16 protein-coding genes are annotated in these 14,948 nt (G+C 58.6%); 2 read left to right on the top strand and 14 right to left on the bottom strand.

Features of this window, described 5'->3' with window-relative positions; genetic code table 11:
* Positions 1-359 (top strand): hypothetical protein (locus IE243_RS17995; protein WP_210319901.1); only part of this gene is annotated, 359 nt, incomplete at its 5' end.
* 322 nt (positions 360-681) lie between these two features.
* Entirely contained in the window at positions 682-1,506 is an 825-nt protein-coding gene (locus IE243_RS18000; protein ID WP_191320768.1) for an IS5 family transposase, read from the top strand.
* An 18-nt stretch (positions 1,507-1,524) separates the two neighbouring features.
* On the opposite strand, the gene IE243_RS18005 is transcribed toward IE243_RS18000, so the two are convergent.
* The 14 genes from IE243_RS18005 to IE243_RS18070 all read right to left on the bottom strand — a co-directional run bounded on the left by IE243_RS18005 (position 1,525) and on the right by IE243_RS18070 (position 14,885).
* Positions 1,525-1,794, bottom strand: coding sequence for a hypothetical protein (locus IE243_RS18005; RefSeq protein WP_191320769.1), 270 nt, complete (start codon positions 1,792-1,794; stop codon positions 1,525-1,527).
* A gap of 216 nt (positions 1,795-2,010) precedes the next feature.
* Positions 2,011-3,084: a hypothetical protein gene (locus tag IE243_RS18010; RefSeq protein WP_191320770.1), complete on the bottom strand. Its 1,074-nt coding sequence runs from the start codon at positions 3,082-3,084 to the stop codon at positions 2,011-2,013.
* A gap of 209 nt (positions 3,085-3,293) precedes the next feature.
* Positions 3,294-3,485, bottom strand: coding sequence for a hypothetical protein (locus IE243_RS18015; protein ID WP_191320771.1), 192 nt, complete (start codon positions 3,483-3,485; stop codon positions 3,294-3,296).
* Positions 3,486-3,622: 137 nt separating this feature from the next.
* Positions 3,623-4,390: a tetratricopeptide repeat protein gene (locus IE243_RS18020; RefSeq protein ID WP_191320772.1), complete on the bottom strand. Its 768-nt coding sequence runs from the start codon at positions 4,388-4,390 to the stop codon at positions 3,623-3,625.
* Positions 4,391-4,489: 99 nt separating this feature from the next.
* The gene (locus IE243_RS18025) at positions 4,490-5,413 is read right to left on the bottom strand and encodes a type II secretion system F family protein (RefSeq protein WP_191320773.1); all 924 of its coding nucleotides are present in this window, start codon (positions 5,411-5,413) and stop codon (positions 4,490-4,492) included.
* An 8-nt stretch (positions 5,414-5,421) separates the two neighbouring features.
* Positions 5,422-6,420, bottom strand: a complete 999-nt coding sequence (locus tag IE243_RS18030) for a type II secretion system F family protein (protein ID WP_191320774.1) — start codon at positions 6,418-6,420, stop codon at positions 5,422-5,424.
* 1 nt (position 6,421) lies between these two features.
* Positions 6,422-7,840 carry a TadA family conjugal transfer-associated ATPase gene (locus IE243_RS18035; protein WP_191320775.1) on the bottom strand — a complete coding sequence of 473 codons (1,419 nt, stop codon included), beginning with the start codon at positions 7,838-7,840 and terminating at the stop codon, positions 6,422-6,424.
* Positions 7,841-7,892: 52 nt separating this feature from the next.
* Positions 7,893-9,359, bottom strand: a complete 1,467-nt coding sequence (locus tag IE243_RS18040; protein WP_191320776.1) for a CpaE/TadZ family protein — start codon at positions 9,357-9,359, stop codon at positions 7,893-7,895.
* Entirely contained in the window at positions 9,260-9,991 is a 732-nt protein-coding gene (locus IE243_RS18045; protein WP_191320777.1) for a CpaD family pilus assembly protein, read from the bottom strand. Before IE243_RS18045 ends, IE243_RS18040 begins: the two co-directional genes overlap by 100 nt.
* 11 nt (positions 9,992-10,002) lie before the next feature.
* Positions 10,003-11,550, bottom strand: a complete 1,548-nt coding sequence (locus tag IE243_RS18050; protein ID WP_191320778.1) for a type II and III secretion system protein family protein — start codon at positions 11,548-11,550, stop codon at positions 10,003-10,005.
* Between the two features lie 10 nt (positions 11,551-11,560).
* On the bottom strand, positions 11,561-12,361 hold the full coding sequence (gene cpaB / locus IE243_RS18055; RefSeq protein ID WP_191320779.1) for a Flp pilus assembly protein CpaB: 801 nt from the start codon (positions 12,359-12,361) through the stop codon (positions 11,561-11,563).
* A gap of 59 nt (positions 12,362-12,420) precedes the next feature.
* Positions 12,421-12,939 carry an A24 family peptidase gene (locus IE243_RS18060; RefSeq protein WP_191320780.1) on the bottom strand — a complete coding sequence of 173 codons (519 nt, stop codon included), beginning with the start codon at positions 12,937-12,939 and terminating at the stop codon, positions 12,421-12,423.
* Positions 12,940-12,941: 2 nt separating this feature from the next.
* Positions 12,942-14,096 carry an invasion associated locus B family protein gene (locus IE243_RS18065; protein WP_191320781.1) on the bottom strand — a complete coding sequence of 385 codons (1,155 nt, stop codon included), beginning with the start codon at positions 14,094-14,096 and terminating at the stop codon, positions 12,942-12,944.
* A 105-nt stretch (positions 14,097-14,201) separates the two neighbouring features.
* Positions 14,202-14,885, bottom strand: coding sequence for a hypothetical protein (locus IE243_RS18070; RefSeq protein ID WP_191320782.1), 684 nt, complete (start codon positions 14,883-14,885; stop codon positions 14,202-14,204).
* Positions 14,886-14,948 lie beyond the last annotated feature (63 nt).

Here is a 14,948-nt window from a genome sequence, read left to right on the forward strand (position 1 = left end):
CCCACCACAGCGTCTCACCCAGATTGTCGCGGAATCTCACCCTGTTTGTCGCGCGGCACCAGGCGTGTGCGGACATCTGGATTCAGCCTCGGCCGCTGGGTGGTTGGGCAAATTCAGGCTTCAATTTGATTTACTGCAATGTTGGTTGTCTCGGCTGGCAGGATTTCGGCACGGGGGGCGGCTATGGAAATCGACGCGTGAATGGATTCGATTCGAACCCGATATCAAATCCTGGATTGACTGCGTGGGACGGAACAAACGGACGATATCAGACCACCTGGGGTGCCTGGAACTCGGCCATTGGCGTCTATATCGGCGACGATTGGGGGCAGCAGATCCGGGTCGGTATGGGCTTCTGAGGAGCCCTGTCCACGGAATTGGTGTTTCGGGGCCCGCAGCGTCCAGCGGGCCCTTTTTTGTGCCTGTATGCGTTGGAGATCGCGTGGAGAGCGCGCGTGAGGACGTGATGCCGTGCGCGACGGGACCTGCGTCTGGAAGGACGCGTGTCGGAGGAACCGGAGAACGTGGGAGGGGTTTGACGGCGCAGTGGCGCGCGTTGGAAATTGGAAGCGTGTGGGGGATTTTACAGGATGCAGTTCCGCTGAGGCGCGGCCTCAAAGCATATTAGAGACCGTTTGAGAATGGGTTGAGGCGATTTCTGCGGTGTGATTCAAGCTTGGGATGTGGACCCGAGCGAGCCGTAGCCGGATGGCTGGATTTGAGAAGCGCGCGAAGCGCTACCCGACTGACCTGACCGATGATGAGTGGGGCTTCATCGCGCCGTTTCTGCCGTCGGTGCCGACGCGCGGGCGCAAGCCGAAGACCGACCTCCGCGAAGTGCTCGACGCGCTACGCTACCTGGCCCGGACGGGCGGCGGCTGGCGGATGCTGCCTAACGATTTCCCGCCCTGGCAGACAGTCTACTGGTGGTTCCGGCGGTTCGTTCGTCGCTTCCTGTTCAGAACGATCCATGACGTCGCGCTCATGCTTGATCGGGAGCGTGAGGGGCGGGAGCAAAGCCCGACCGCAGCGATCGTGGACAGCCAGTCCATCAAGGCGCCGACGGCGGAAAAGCGCGGTTTCGACGCCGGAAAGAAGGTGTTCGGTCGCAAGCGCCACATCGCTGTCGATACAGATGGGAGGCTGCTGATGGTCAATCTCACAACTGCCGACATCTCCGACAGCGCCGGCGCCCAACACATCGTCGCGGCTATCCGCAAGCGCTGGCCCTGGCTCAAGCATTTGTTCGCCGACGGAGCCTACGATCGCACCCGCCTCATGGACGCCGCTGCATATCACGATTTCGTCCTCGAGGTCGTTCGCCGCACTGACAAACAATCCGGCTTCAAGGTGCTGCCAAGGCGATGGGTCGTCGAGCGAACCTTCGGCTGGATGACCCGGTGGAAGCGCCTCGTCAGAGACTATGAAGTGCGCCTCGACGTCTCCGAAGCCATGATCCATGTCGCGCTCGGAAGCCTCATGCTGCGGCGGATCGTACATCCTTGAGCATTCTCAAACGGTCTCTTACTGCATATGTATGACGCGGGCGCCGGATGAATAACTGGTGGTTTGCGCGCGGGGAATCGCCGGGATCGAGGCAAATGTGCGCGTATGGGTCTGCGCCTGGCCCGTGAAGAAATTCCTGTTCTGAGATGATTGGCTGGATGGGCGATAGAAAGTCGATTTGAAATCGACCATCTTTGAAATAGTGCTGCAGGTTTCGTCAAATCCCCTGCGGAGGTCGATTTTTCTGGGGTCGAGGCATTTGGCCATAACGACAAAATCGAATTTCATGCTGCTGTAGCTGAATGAACGCGTGTCCTCGCAGGACGCCCCCAACGCCATTAGGCCGACAAAACCTGTTAGACAAATTCGACCAAGCATGTCGGGCCTATGTTGGTGGCCGAGGCGATGGCTTCGACCGAATGCAATAAGCTTAATTGTGAATGAACCTGATGTCTACCTTCGCAGGCGTGTGGGTGGCGGTTGGATTCAAGGAACGGACGGATTTCAGAAAATGTTTATAGGCTCCTTCAGTTCCCCCGTTTGCGGCTCCCGGCGTGGCGCGTCAGCGGCATGAGTAGGCAAAGACGTGGGGATGCCGGTAGGTTCGAGTGGTGACGGAGACGCAGGCGCTTCAGGGGCGTGCGGGCTGATTGCTGTGTCTTCGTTGTGGGTGATGCCAGAGCGGCTTGGGTCGGGGCCATAATCCGTTGGAGCTGGATCGGTATCCAGTGGCCTGTCGCATGGCACGTTGATGTGGTTCTGCGGTTCGGTTGGGACCGTGCTTTCGGCCTCAGGAGTGTCATGGTTTACGACTGGGGAAGGGGTGTCGGGGATGCGCGCGGCTCGTGCGAGGAGGGTCTCGAGGGCTTGAAACGCGTCGGTATCCATGAGGGCTGATATCGACTTGCTTTCCGGTGAAGTTCGAATGGTGCGCACCAGGTCGAGGGCGGTAGCCGCGAGCTCCAGAAGCTCAATGGGTTTGGGGTCGGCGGCAATGATCTTCAGGCGATAGGCCGCCTCCATGAACTGGGGCAGGCGTTCAACGGTCAGGGGCGCCGATGTTGAAGCGAGTGTCTCGGTCCAGCGTGCCTGAAATTCCGCATCCTCGCGGTCGTGGGCGTCGATAGACAGCATGAATGGCTTGTTGGGCTCATGGTGGCCGCTGACATCCCAACGGATCAGATCTGCCGTGTTGCAGACCGATATGATCTGGAAGCCCAGGACGCGGCGCTTGAGCGCTCCCTCGTAGTCGTCGGTGGTGTCAAATGATCGGGGGTCGATCGAGCCCGATGCGGCAATTTCTGCCGCGGTTTCGATGAGTGACTGTGCAACGTCGAGGATTGAACCGATGGTACCTCGAAGTGCCGACGGGCTCACCGGGATTCTGACGATACCGACCCGCGGGTGCTCGAGGGAGACAACATACTCTCCGGACGGCATGTCGAGGGTTTGGAGATATTGATCCGCGCCAGACATCAGGCAGCGCAGGGCAGCCTTGCGCTGGTCAGGGGAAAGGTCGGTGAGATTGCTGTCATTGAGAATTGCCAGGAGACGGGTTTCGTCGACTCTATGCGCCACGATAAATTTCCTCGACAAGAACGAGAGTTGCCCAACCAAAAATGAACGCGGCACCCTACATGGGGTATCGATGGACCGTGCCGACGTTCTCAGAGCCAGGGTGGGGTGTCCGCGGGCCCGCGTCTTCGAGAGGAGATACTGACGAAGGCCAGGTCTGAAAACTGTGGTCGGGCGTTTGTGGCGTTTGCCGGCGGAAAGCTGGCGCCGCGTCAGTGCATTTTCTTGGGCCGTTGGGCCTCTCTGGGAAGCAAGCCGTTGTCATCGTGTTCCTGCCAGTAGGTCAGCTCCGCCTCGGTCACGGAAGCCCGGATTGCGGCGCTCGTGGGCGTGTAGCCGCAGCGCAGGAGAGAAAGCGCCAGACGAATTCGGTCGGAGATGAGTTGAGGGTGAAATTTCAACATGCGCGTAGCCTTTGGCATTTTCGAAAATCTACGCGATGCCCTGATCCAATTCAATCTCGTGGAGGAAAATAAACGAATTCTGGGGCCATGTGGTCGCCGGCGACGCCGTAAACGGCGCTGATGTATGCGCAGGGTGGTCAGGGACCGGCGGATCGTGGTGAGGCCTGACGTGCTGTCTTCAAATTGTCCACCGCGGCCATGGCGTTAGTTGCGCCCTCCGTGGTTGTAACAGATGAGAGGACGGATTTTTCAGCGCTCCGTTTCCCCTGAAGACCGAGGACGATGGCAAGATTCTGCTGGATCCGTGGGTCGGAGCCGGGCTGTGCCAGAGCCTGTCGCAAGTAGACCTCTGCGTTTCCGTAGTTACGCTGGTAGGCGTATGAGAGCCCCAGGTTGGTCAGGACGGAAGGGTCGTCCGGCTTCACCCGGAGGGCCGCTTCATAGAGTTGCTGGGCCTGCTTATGGTTCCCGAGTTTGTCGTTGGCGACGCCCCGTGCGGAGAGTGTTCGCCAGTCTGGTGCGTCTGGCATGAACGCCTGCGTTAGCACCTGGTCTGCGCGGGCGTACTCTCCGATGGCAATGAGCGACTTCCCGTATGCGGCGAGTATTTCGGGGGTGGTCGGGTGGTTCATTACGAGTTTTTCGAGCACCGCGGATTGCTGCTCGTGGCGGTTCATGGCGCCTAGTGTTTCGGCATATGAAACCGCATTGGCGACGTCTTGTGGCTCTTGCTTGTAAGTAGCGCTCTGCTTTTCAGCCCGCGCGCTGAGTTGGGTTTGTGTCAGGGCGGCGGCGTCTGTGGTTGTTTCCTTGCCGCCTTGTGCGGTGATGCAGCCGGACATGGTAATGCTGAGCATGAGCGCAAACGCGGGCCGTGCAAATAGCTGTTTGGATTTCGGGTACATGAATTATCCGTGGAATTAAAGGATGGAGCCGGGTTTTAACCGCAGCTCCGGTTCGAAAAAAAGCGTGGGAATATTTTTAGCAGATTTTTTTTGCGGTGGCTATTTCCAGCCGAACGCGTTGATGAGGGCGGGAACCACGATGATGGTCACGAAGGCAGGAACGAAAAACAGCACGATGAGCATGGAAAGTTTGGGCCCCATACCGGCGGCTTTCTTTTTCGCTGCCTGCATACGTTCGTTGCGGCTTTCGGCTGCCATGGTTCGCAGTGCGGATGCAACGCTGGTGCCCGACATCTCCGCCTGGATCAGGGCCGTGGTTGTTGACTGCACGGCCGGGATCGGGATGCGCTGCGCGAAATTTGCGTAGGCGTCTGTGCGATTGGGCAGATGGGACAACTCGGCAATCAGGTAGTTGAGTTCTGCGGCGAAGCTGCGGGATTGGAGGGAGATGTTGTGGGTCACTTTCCGGAGGGCCACCTCGACCGTCATGCCGGATTCGACAAGGATCACGAGGAGGTCAAGTGCGTCCGGCCAAACTTTGGAAAATTCCGCCAATCGCTTTTGGGTCGTATTCGCAATGATGATTTCGGGGAGCTTTAGCCCAAAAAAGGCTGCCCCGATGACAGTGAGGACCCGAAGCAAGGGGGGCCAATCGACGACTTTAAAGCCGAACAGGTAGGTCACTGCAATGATAGCCAGGACGATCGGTGAGCAGAAGCGGGCAAAAAGGAAGATGGTCTCCGCACTCTCGGTGCGGTAACCGGCGCGAAACAGCTTTTCGCGGAAATCCTTCGGGCTGAGGTGATTGTGGAGCTGAAGACGCTGGACTGCGTACGCTGAGAGGTTTTCGATAAACTGGCTGTGGGTTGAAGGGCGTTTGATGGCGCCGTCGTTGCGGCCGGCATCGATCACTTCCGCGAGCCGCCGGGCGGCTACCTCCCTCCGGGTGAGGGAGGGGAGATAGTTCGCAAGTATGGCGGCAATCGCGACGACAATGAATATTCCGATGATTGCTTCATTCATGGCGGGCCTCAGATGGTCACGTTGGACATTTTGATCATGAGGAAACCGCCGATCGCCATCCAGAGGCTGGAGGCTACAGCGACCATGATGCCCGTGTTGGTTGTGAAGAGCGGGACGATGAATTCAGGCGATACGATGTAAACCAGGCCGATAAAGAATATGGGCAGCGGACAGATAATGGCTGCGGACACTTTGCCTTCCATGCTGAGTGCGGCGATTTCGCCGCGCATCGCCTTGCGGTCGCGCAATGTGGCTGAGAGGTTCCGAATGGGCTCTGCGAGGCTGCCACCGTGTGCGGAGGTCACTGTCACGGCGATGGCGAGAAAGTTGGTTTCGGCGCACGGTATCCGCGCGGCGAGGTTAACCAGCGCCTCGGAAAGCGGCCGGCCGACGGATTGAGCGTCGCATACGATCGCGAATTCCGTACGGAGGGGTTCCTTGGCGTCTCTTGCGATGGTCCGGAAGCAGGCGTTTGGGTGTTGGCCCACCATGGTGCCGCGGACGACGATATCGAGTGCGTTTGGCAACTCGTCGATAAAACTTGCGAAGCGCTTCGCACGTCGGCGGTTTGCGTACACGCGCAGCGCGAAGTAGCCAATGACCGCGCCAGCGATCGCGGCGACAAATATATTCTTTGAGAGGATAAGAACGCTGATGGCTGCCAGCGCGCCAATGACGATGCTCGATAGATGAAATTGTTTCGTGGTCCAGGGCAGGCCAGCCTGTTCGATTAGAACGGAGATATCGGAGGACCTTTGCTGTTGGTCTGCTTCGAGCTGTTTGACGCCATCGGCTATGAGTTGACGGCGGCGCTCGGTTGCGCTTAGGCGCTGGCGTTTCTTGGTCTGGATCGCTGCGTTCTTCGTAAGGGTTTTCAGGCGCCGCGAGGCGGGTGTCTCGGCGCCAAAGGTCGGCTGAAATTGGAGAAAAAAAATGACGCCGGCAGCGGCCAGACAGAGCAAGAACGCGAGCGAATTGTTGGCGAAGAATTCAATCGTGGAGGCCATGTCATCCTCGGGGGTCAGCGGTGGGCATAGCTTTCAACGCAGCGGATAGTTCGTCATGAACCTTGAAGTATTTGGCTTTCTCATAACAGATTGGCTTCGTGATCCCGAGGGAGTAGTGGCGGCCCACGATGGTGTCTTTTGGGCCGTCCCCTTCAATCTCGAACTTTACGAGATCCTGGAGAGTGATGGTACCGTTCTCCAGGTTTCCAACCTCTGTGATGTGGGTGATTTTTCGCGATCCGTCGTGCAGACGCTGGGTCTGGACGATAATATGGACGGCGGATTGGATGTGCTTCTGGATTACTTCAGAACGGAGATTGGGCTGCCCCATCATCACCATGGATTCTAGGCGGCTGATAGCGTCGCGGGGTGTATTGGCGTGGAGTGTGCCCATACTGCCATCGTGACCGGTGTTCATGGCCTGGAGGAGGTCGAATGCCTCCGGGCCACGGACTTCACCGACGACGATCCTGTCGGGAGTCTGACGCAGGCAGTTGCGGACCAGGTGCTCCATCGTGATGGCGCCTTTGCCCTCTGCGTTTGCTGTCCTTGTCTCCATGCGGAGCACATGATCCTGAAGGAGCATGAGTTCTGCAGTGTCTTCGCAGGTGATGGTGCGTTCGCTTGGATCAATCGCCTCGGTGAGGCAGTTGAGGAGTGTGGTCTTTCCCGACCCGGTGCCGCCCGAAACAATGATATTGCATCGGATCTTTCCAAGGACATGGAGGACTTTGGCGCCGTTTTCGCAAATTGCTTTGAGACGCACGAGGTCGTCCAGGCGGATCCGGTTCTTGGAAAACTTTCGGATTGTGATTGTTGGCCCGTCAATGGCTACGGGTGGAAGTGTGATGTTGATGCGCGAGCCGTCAGGCAGACGTGCGTCGACAATAGGGTTGGCGGTGTCGACGTTTTTCCCCACGCCGCTGGCCATTCGCTGGGCGATCTGGAGCAACTCTTGTTCATCAGCGAAGGGCGTGTTTGCGGGAATGTTGCGGCCGCCAACTTTGATGTATGTGCTGTTGAGACCGTTGACCATGATGTCAGCGATGTCGTCCCGCGCTAGCAGGGGCTCGAGGGGGCCGTATCCAAGAATATCGTTCTGGATATCTTTGATCATGAGCGCGGTGTGGTCGGCTGTCAGGTTGACGTTAAGGCGTACGATCACTTCGCGCACCTGCTGTTCGACCAGTTTGCGCCGCTCTGACTCCGGGTGGGATGGGTCAAGCGCCCCCAGCTGCTGATTGAAGGTCTTGATGACGTTTGCCTTGATTTCCTTCTTCGTCTGGAGGTGAGCGGGGCTTCTGGTCCCGTCGCCGACTGACGGGTCGGCTGCCGGTGTTGCCAGTTCTCTCGCCGAAGCTGTGCCGCTCTTCGCATTGTTCGGGAGTTCGGTGTCGGAAGATTTTGGTGCGAAAAGCATGGGCCTGACCTTCTCGTTTTAAGGGTGTGCTGGAGTTCCTGGTGGTCCGGCTCTACTGGAGCGCCGGTTTGCGGCGCCGGAGAAGGCGGGAGAGAAGACCAAGGCGTGGTTCCTGTCTGTCGGTGTCGCTCTGATCCAGTGTGGTCGTTCGGTTCTTGCTCTGTTGCAAACTGCCGCGAACCTTGGCCAACAGAGTGAATTCGTGGGTGGCGTTCGATGGCTGGAAGCGGGAGGTTTCTGTGCCAGCACCGATCGACGCAAGAACGATTTTGCAGATTTCGTCGAACTGCTTTGCGGGTGCGCTGCTGTCTTCAATGAAGGCGACGGGTTTGCCGTCGTTCATCGCCTGTGAGAAAAGGCGAGACTCATGAGGGACGATCGCCGCGGGCTCGAGCCCTATTGCTTCGACGAAGGCTTCCGGTTTTACCTCTTGGCGCCGGGACATGCCGACACCGTTGATCACGTAGATCGGAGGCGTGACGTCGGAGCGGTAGAGCGCGATTTGTTTGATGATGTTTCGCGCGTTCTGCAGGCTGGCCAGGTCAGGCGTTGTGACGACGATGACTTCCTTGGCGGTTTTCAGGATGTTGTTGGTCCACACATTCCATTGGTGCGGGAGGTCGATGACGGCGAGTGTCGAGGCTTCGCGTATCGCGTCGATGATTGGTTCGATTTTCTCCGGCGTTGTTGCGTAGAGTCGGCCGACGGTGGACGGAGAGGCCAGAAGGTCGAGATTGTCAGTTATCGGTGCGAAAATTTTGCTGAGAAACTGGGCGTCGACCCGGTCGGCATCAAGAGCATCTCCGATGTCCTGCTCGGCCGTGGTGTCCAGGTTCAGGCCACAGGAACCGAATGCGAGATCGGCATCAACCAGCAAGGTCTTCTGGCCGTGCTTTTCTGCCAGTTGCCAGGCGACGTTCTGAGCAAGGCAGGAGGTTCCTGCGCCTCCGGAAGCGCCGATAACGGCGATGATGTTGCCGCGCTTTCGGTTCTCATTGTCGTAGATGCGGACAATCGAGTCCAGCAGCGCTTCTGCTGTTGGTGGGCCGACGAGGTACGCGGCAATTCCTTCAGTGAGGAGACGCCTATAGAAGTTGATGTCATTGACCGAGCCGATCACGATGACCTTGGAGACGACTTTTGACGTGACGACAGTCGTTTTTGAAAGATTTACGAGTTGCTCAAGGATTTCGTCCTGGCCGCCGCGTGTCTCGACAATGAGGACGTCGGGGGCGCCGGCATCCACGTAGTGCTTGATCGCTTCGACTATGCCGCCGGGTTCGATCGAATGGGATTTGAGGCGAACCATCTGACGGGCGCGCATCACCTCTTCGACCGCTTTTTTCGTTTCAGGCGTGAGGTACCAGCCGTCGATTGTAATGCGTGGGACTGTGATGAAGCGTGTGTCGGACATGGGTCTCACCGGCTGCTGGTCGAGGACGAGGAGGGCATCGCTGAGGTCGTTGAGCCGCCAGGCGAAGTCCCGGAAGATGCCGAGGACGGCCCACGTGTGCGCCATGCATTCAGGACAGTGGTTGAGCGCGCGGCGTCGGCGGGCGTCTCCTGTTGATGGCGGACAACGTCCATTGGATCTGCAATTTGCTTCGCTACTGCCGTTTGTGTTGCACAGCCAAGGTTGTAGTAGGGGAGGTTCTCGATGTCGGTGCCGACGGAGGCAAAGCCGACGTCATCGGTCCAGAGACCGCATTTTGCGGCCACACCCGCCGTCGGTCGTGAATAGGTGATTTTAACCGGGTTCAGCGCCAGGGGATTGTCCGGGAGATAGGTTTGTCCGTGGATATTTCCCTTGGCCACGCCGTTGGCATGAAGGACATCAAGCACACGTTTGGTGTGGGCGGCCGTTCGCGCGGTGACCTTGCCGTCTGGTCCTGTTGGAACGGATACGGTTACAACGCTCTTTCCGAAACGACGGTAGGCCGCGGCATAGGAAGCGAGCCGTTTCCGCTGGTCTGGGTCCAGTCCCGTGTGCTGCAGGGGATAGATCTCCATCTCCTGCGGCGCATTCATCAGCTCGATCTTGAACCGCTCCTTGTAATCGGTTGGGTACAGTGGCGGGTTGCTCTCTTGCAAGCCAGCGCAGCCCGACAACGCAAGGGAGGAGAGGATGGTGAATGCAGCGATTTTTTGCATGGTGCTCTCCGTCACTTGACGATGAAGCCGGCGCCGGCGAGTGGGTCGGTTGACGGTTTTGCGCGTCTGGTCGCATTGACGGCATTGATTTGACCGAGGGCGACGCCGGCGACATCCGATGCTTCGCGCAGTCCTTTGTCTGGGCGCGGGATTTCTGTGCCGTTGACGCTTTTGGCGAGATAGGGGGTGACAGTGATCATCAACTCGGATTCCTGACGCGTGTAGTCACGCGATCGCGCCAGAGCGCCGATAACGGGGAGGCTTGATACGCCTGGAACGCCCCCGAGCGAGGTGCGGGAGTTCTGCTGGATCAGTCCAGCGGTCATGAGGCTTGCACCACTTGGGAGTTCAACCGTGGTCTCGGATGAGCGTGATCTGAAGCCAGGAACCATCATGGTTGTTCCGTCCGTCGACACGGGAATGTTGATGCCGATCGATGTGTCGATATCTGAGACCTCGGTGCGGACTTTCAGAGAAATGCGCCCCGGCCCGAGCACGACGGGGGTAAATTCAAGGTTGATGCCGAAATCCTTGAACTCGACGGTCGGCGCAGCGGTGCCGCCACCGGAGGCAGCGGTGCTGGGCTGCGGGACAGGGACTTCACCACCCACCTTGAACTTCGCGGCTTCACCAGATTGCGCGACGAGCGTAGGCTCTGCGAGCAACCTTGCGAGCCCGTTCTGCTCCATGGCGTTGAAGGTGACGCTGCGGGAGTTTCGCGCGGCTCCGTCAGCTGCGAGGCCGCGGCTTTGGCCGGCGACGGACGCGGCGTTCGTCGTGATGGTGTTAAAGAGACCGGTTGGAGGGCTAAGCCAATTCAGCGCGGTGTCGCCAACCATCCAGCGGCCGTCGGTTTTGAGTCCGAGCTGTTTGAGGACGTTGCGGTTCACTTCGGCGATCGTGACCCGGAGCATGACTTGCTCTTTGGTCTTGATTGTCAGGGAGTTGATGACCCTGCTGCGCTGCTGCTGGGGTGGTCCTCCGACCATGGCTGTGCCGCCAGCAGCGGCTGTAGCATTCGCTTGGGCGCCATTGAGGAACGCGTTCGCCATCTCGACTGCGCGGTCGGCATCGAGAGGGGTGTCGACTTGCCCTCGCAACACGATCATGTTGCCGACAACCGAAGGTTGGATAGTCGCGGTGGGCAGTGTCTGGCGGAGGACCTCCCGCAAAATGGTGAGGTCTTGGGTGACGGTCACATCAAGATTTACGAAGCGGTTTCCGTTTGCGTCCATCACATAGATGGCTGTGGTGCCGGTGTTCACGCCTACCAGGAATAGACGCCGTGCGGATTTGATAACCGCGTTGACCACAGTCGGGTTGGCGATGAAAATGTCACCTGCGTCTTTGGGAAGGTCGATGACTTCGCTTCGTCCGACGCCAACGTGGATGGACTGGTTTCCTCCTCGGTGGACGTGAACCTGGTTACCGGAGTGGTAGCCTGGCGTTTTCTCGCCGTAGGCCATGATGGGCGCGGTCTGCGCGAATGCGTGGGATCCCGTGAGAATTGCGAGGATGCCGGCGACGGCGGCCGATTTGCGAGCGGTATGATTGGTCATGGTTGCCTTCTCAGCGAGCCGGACTTGTCACGACGCCATTGCGAATGATGCGAATGGCCTGTTCTTCTTTTTTTGCAGCTTGGTCAGGCTTTGGCGTCTCGGGAGATTGGCCTGTGTCCCCGCTGAAAGGGCGGAGGGACATCGTCAAGCCGGATAATTTTTGCACACGTGCAATCAATTCGGCCTGATCGGGGAAGACTTCGACCGTTAGGGTGGAGCCGAGAATTGTTTTCTGGCCCTCCGGCTCGCGGGTTTCGTTGCCGACGGCAAGAACCTTCACGTTTGTGATGAGCGGCTCGGCATTTGTTTTGCCGTTTGCGCCGGCCACCACCTGGAGGATGTCGACGCGGTCGCCGGGAAGGATGAAACCGCCAGCGGTGTCCACCGGAGTGGCCGGAATGGCGACGGCGCGCATGCCAGGGAGAAGGAGAGCCGAAAGAAATGATTTGGTTTTGTCCAGAATGAAGCGGTCGGAAGTGACAGTTTCGCCCGGAACGATGTTCTGGCGAACGAGGACGCCCTGAAAATCCTCAATCGCAGTCGGACGTTCGGTTCGCGTGATTGAGTTTGGTGGGCGGTGTGCTTCCGGCCAATTTGCCCAGATAATATCATCCGTCGCAAGTCGCTTGCCCATTGGAAGCGCTTTTCCGGCGAGGAGAATCTCGATCATTTTCTCGGGCGCCTGTTGTGGCGCAGCGATTGGCGCCATCGGCGCTGGCACGGGTGCTGTGGAATTACGCCCCACCAGGAATGCCGCGCCTGAAAACGCGACTAGGGCCACAGCGTAGGTCAAGCTTCTGGTCGACTTCATATCGGCCCCGTCTGAAAGGGTTATAAGAAAAAATCAAGCGTAGTTAAAAACTTGGCGGCTTACCGTCCCAGTTGCTCCAGGAGGATAAACTGGGCGACTACTCCGCCAATGGCGATTCCGACACCGTACGGAATGACATTTTGGCCTGCTTGAATCGCGCCAATCCATGCAAGACGATGGAGCGCCACAGGCAAAGGCAAAGCCCGAAGGGCGATATGTGCCAAGGCTAGTAGTCCTCCACATACAGTGGTGAGGACAACAAATGTGAAGGTCCCGTAGCCGGGTTCAAACCAGAGTGAAGCAGCTGTGATCAGCTTGACATCGCCTCCGGCCATCAGGTTGAAGAAATTGACGCCAGCGAATGCGAAAAAAATCGCGAGAGCGATTGCAATGCGCCAGCCAGCGCCGGCCCACGTGACTGGCTCCGGGAGGGGCGTAACCGCAAACATGGCAATAAGCGCCACAGGGATAATGTCCGAGATTTTCATCTGAACGATATCCTGGAGTGCTGCAGTCGCCATCAGGATGCAGAAGATGGCGAGACCGGCGATCTGTGGATATGGGAGACTGTGGAGCATGTTCACCGGGCCAGGGCTGTTTTTTCGGACTTCGGCTTGACGTCAACGGTGGCGTCTTGCGGTCGTGTGCCCAAAGGGTTGTGGGACGCGGTCATAGCCTTCTGGAAGCCGGCCATAGAGGCATTTAGCGTTTGCTGTTTGCCACTGCGGGAATAGGCGAACGAGATTTTTGGATTTTCGGAGAACCAGCCGGCGACCGGTCCAATGATGAGCATGGACGTCTCGCATTTTCCGGTTTTGCAGGCCCACTCCGTTGCAGGGATCTTTTTCTCGAAGCCAGAGATGCCGACGGTGAAGCCGGACGACGGCTCAACCGTGTCGTCAAACGAGAATACGACGACAGCCTTGCCTTCCGACGTTGTGGCGATCTTCCATTCAATCGAGCCGTCGGCACCCCTGTCGATTGTCTGCTGGATCGAACAAACACGTTCGTTGATATCAAGGCGAAGGGCGCATGCGAGCGTCCAGTCATCAAACCGGCGGGATATGTCGAGGATATCGCCGACGGCAGTTCCAGCGGACTTGAGGGCCGCAAGGTCGACTGGTTTCGCGCGCCCTTCCGAGCCTGTGAACCTCGGGGCCTGCTTCGCTTGCGACGATGAAGCGGGTTTTATGGTTGCGCGATTTTGAGGGGAAGGCTGCTTTATATCTGGCGTGGATATTTCAGGCGGGAGCTTCCCGGCTGGGATGATGCCCAGCGACTTGACGACAGGGCCGATATCCACGGCTGTCGACGCGCCTGCCACAGGTCCAATCTTTGCAGGGTTGGAAGAGCCGGGTTTTGCCTTTGAGGGGGCGGCGGCTGGCTTTGATGCGGAGTCGACCGTGTTGTCGACAAGCGCCTTAGGCGCCACTGCATTTGGCCCGGTTGCGGGGGCTGGTTGAGGTCGTGTGGCCGGCAGCGCTGGGTGCGCGGCCGCAGGTCGAGGCGGCGCATATTGCGCTGGCGGTTTCTGCTGTTCCCCGAAAAGACTGGTTGTTGTTGACGGGGCATCCCAGTCGCCCGCCTCGATCATCAGAGGAGGCGGGGCGACCACCCGGGTCTCGCCCCCAGGGAGCGTCATGGCTCGCTGGGGCTGGTTCGCGATGCTCGCCGCGGTGTTGAGCGTCAGAGCGACGAGACTGCATGTGACGAGGAGGGGAAAGCTGTTTTGCACGGCTGACTCCGCAGCGGATGAGTTGGGCGAATTTAGGACAATTAATTTCGTTTATACGAAATTACCGAGGGTGAGAATAACAAAAATAGCGCACTAAAAATATGATTAAATCGGCGAAAATGCCGGTCTCCCGCCGCTTTCAGTGCTTTTAGCGGGCGTTCTCGAACTATCTGCCGGGGCCGGCAGGTAGTCAGTAATCCGGGGGCGTTCCACCTTTTCGATAGAGTCAACCTGGACGACCTGCGGCCTCGCTTGGTGGGATGGCGCCGGAGCTGGGGGACTGGACCGGTGGTTTCGCTGCAGCGGCCCGGCGCCCGCGACTTGGGGAAGTGGGTCGGCAACCATCATCCCCGGTTGGGGGAGGAGGTGGGGTATGGCGCTCCTTGATGCAGTGAATGGGACCGGGTCATTGAGAGCAGTCTGACTGTCCAGTCCCGAAATCGATGTGTTGATTTGGGTAGCGCCGTTGGCGGAGCCGTTGAAGAGGCCGCCATATGTCTGCAGGCGAAGGGGGACAGTGCTGTCAACAATATCGGGAACGCGGCCGCGTTGGGGCAGGTCTTCGGCCACTTCTGGTTCGGGGTGAAGCCCGGCGACAAAGGCTGCAGCGGCGTACATGTCGCTCACTATCTTCAGGCGGCCGTCGCAGTCGGCCATATACGCGTAGGAGCGACCCTTGGTACGATTTTCACAGGGGTCGATGTCGCCGAAGCCGATCGCATTGAGCTGTAAATTGGTCTGACGGACCCATTCGCGGTTTGGAAATCGCCCTGCAAACGGGCCGGTCATGAAAACGGGTGCTCCAACCATGGTCGGGGGAGGAGCGAGCTTCCGGAACCGGGTGACCTCGCT

This window comes from Camelimonas fluminis (assembly GCF_014656355.1).
GTDB lineage: Bacteria > Pseudomonadota > Alphaproteobacteria > Rhizobiales > Beijerinckiaceae > Camelimonas > Camelimonas fluminis.

Coding starts and splice junctions, on each gene's coding strand:
- IE243_RS18015 (WP_191320771.1), bottom strand. CDS start 3,485: ATGTTGAAATTTCACCCTCAACTCATCTCCGACCGAATTCGTCTGGCG.
- IE243_RS18005 (WP_191320769.1), bottom strand. CDS start 1,794: ATGAAATTCGATTTTGTCGTTATGGCCAAATGCCTCGACCCCAGAAAA.
- IE243_RS18040 (WP_191320776.1), bottom strand. CDS start 9,359: ATGGCGCACACGTGGGCCGTCCTCGGCATCTTCCGGGACTTCGCCTGG.
- IE243_RS18000 (WP_191320768.1), top strand. CDS start 682: ATGTGGACCCGAGCGAGCCGTAGCCGGATGGCTGGATTTGAGAAGCGC.
- IE243_RS18025 (WP_191320773.1), bottom strand. CDS start 5,413: ATGAATGAAGCAATCATCGGAATATTCATTGTCGTCGCGATTGCCGCC.
- IE243_RS18070 (WP_191320782.1), bottom strand. CDS start 14,885: ATGACCGGCCCGTTTGCAGGGCGATTTCCAAACCGCGAATGGGTCCGT.
- IE243_RS18020 (WP_191320772.1), bottom strand. CDS start 4,390: ATGTACCCGAAATCCAAACAGCTATTTGCACGGCCCGCGTTTGCGCTC.
- IE243_RS18035 (WP_191320775.1), bottom strand. CDS start 7,840: ATGCTTTTCGCACCAAAATCTTCCGACACCGAACTCCCGAACAATGCG.
- IE243_RS18045 (WP_191320777.1), bottom strand. CDS start 9,991: ATGCAAAAAATCGCTGCATTCACCATCCTCTCCTCCCTTGCGTTGTCG.
- cpaB (WP_191320779.1), bottom strand. CDS start 12,361: ATGAAGTCGACCAGAAGCTTGACCTACGCTGTGGCCCTAGTCGCGTTT.
- IE243_RS18060 (WP_191320780.1), bottom strand. CDS start 12,939: ATGCTCCACAGTCTCCCATATCCACAGATCGCCGGTCTCGCCATCTTC.
- IE243_RS18030 (WP_191320774.1), bottom strand. CDS start 6,420: ATGGCCTCCACGATTGAATTCTTCGCCAACAATTCGCTCGCGTTCTTG.
- IE243_RS18050 (WP_191320778.1), bottom strand. CDS start 11,550: ATGACCAATCATACCGCTCGCAAATCGGCCGCCGTCGCCGGCATCCTC.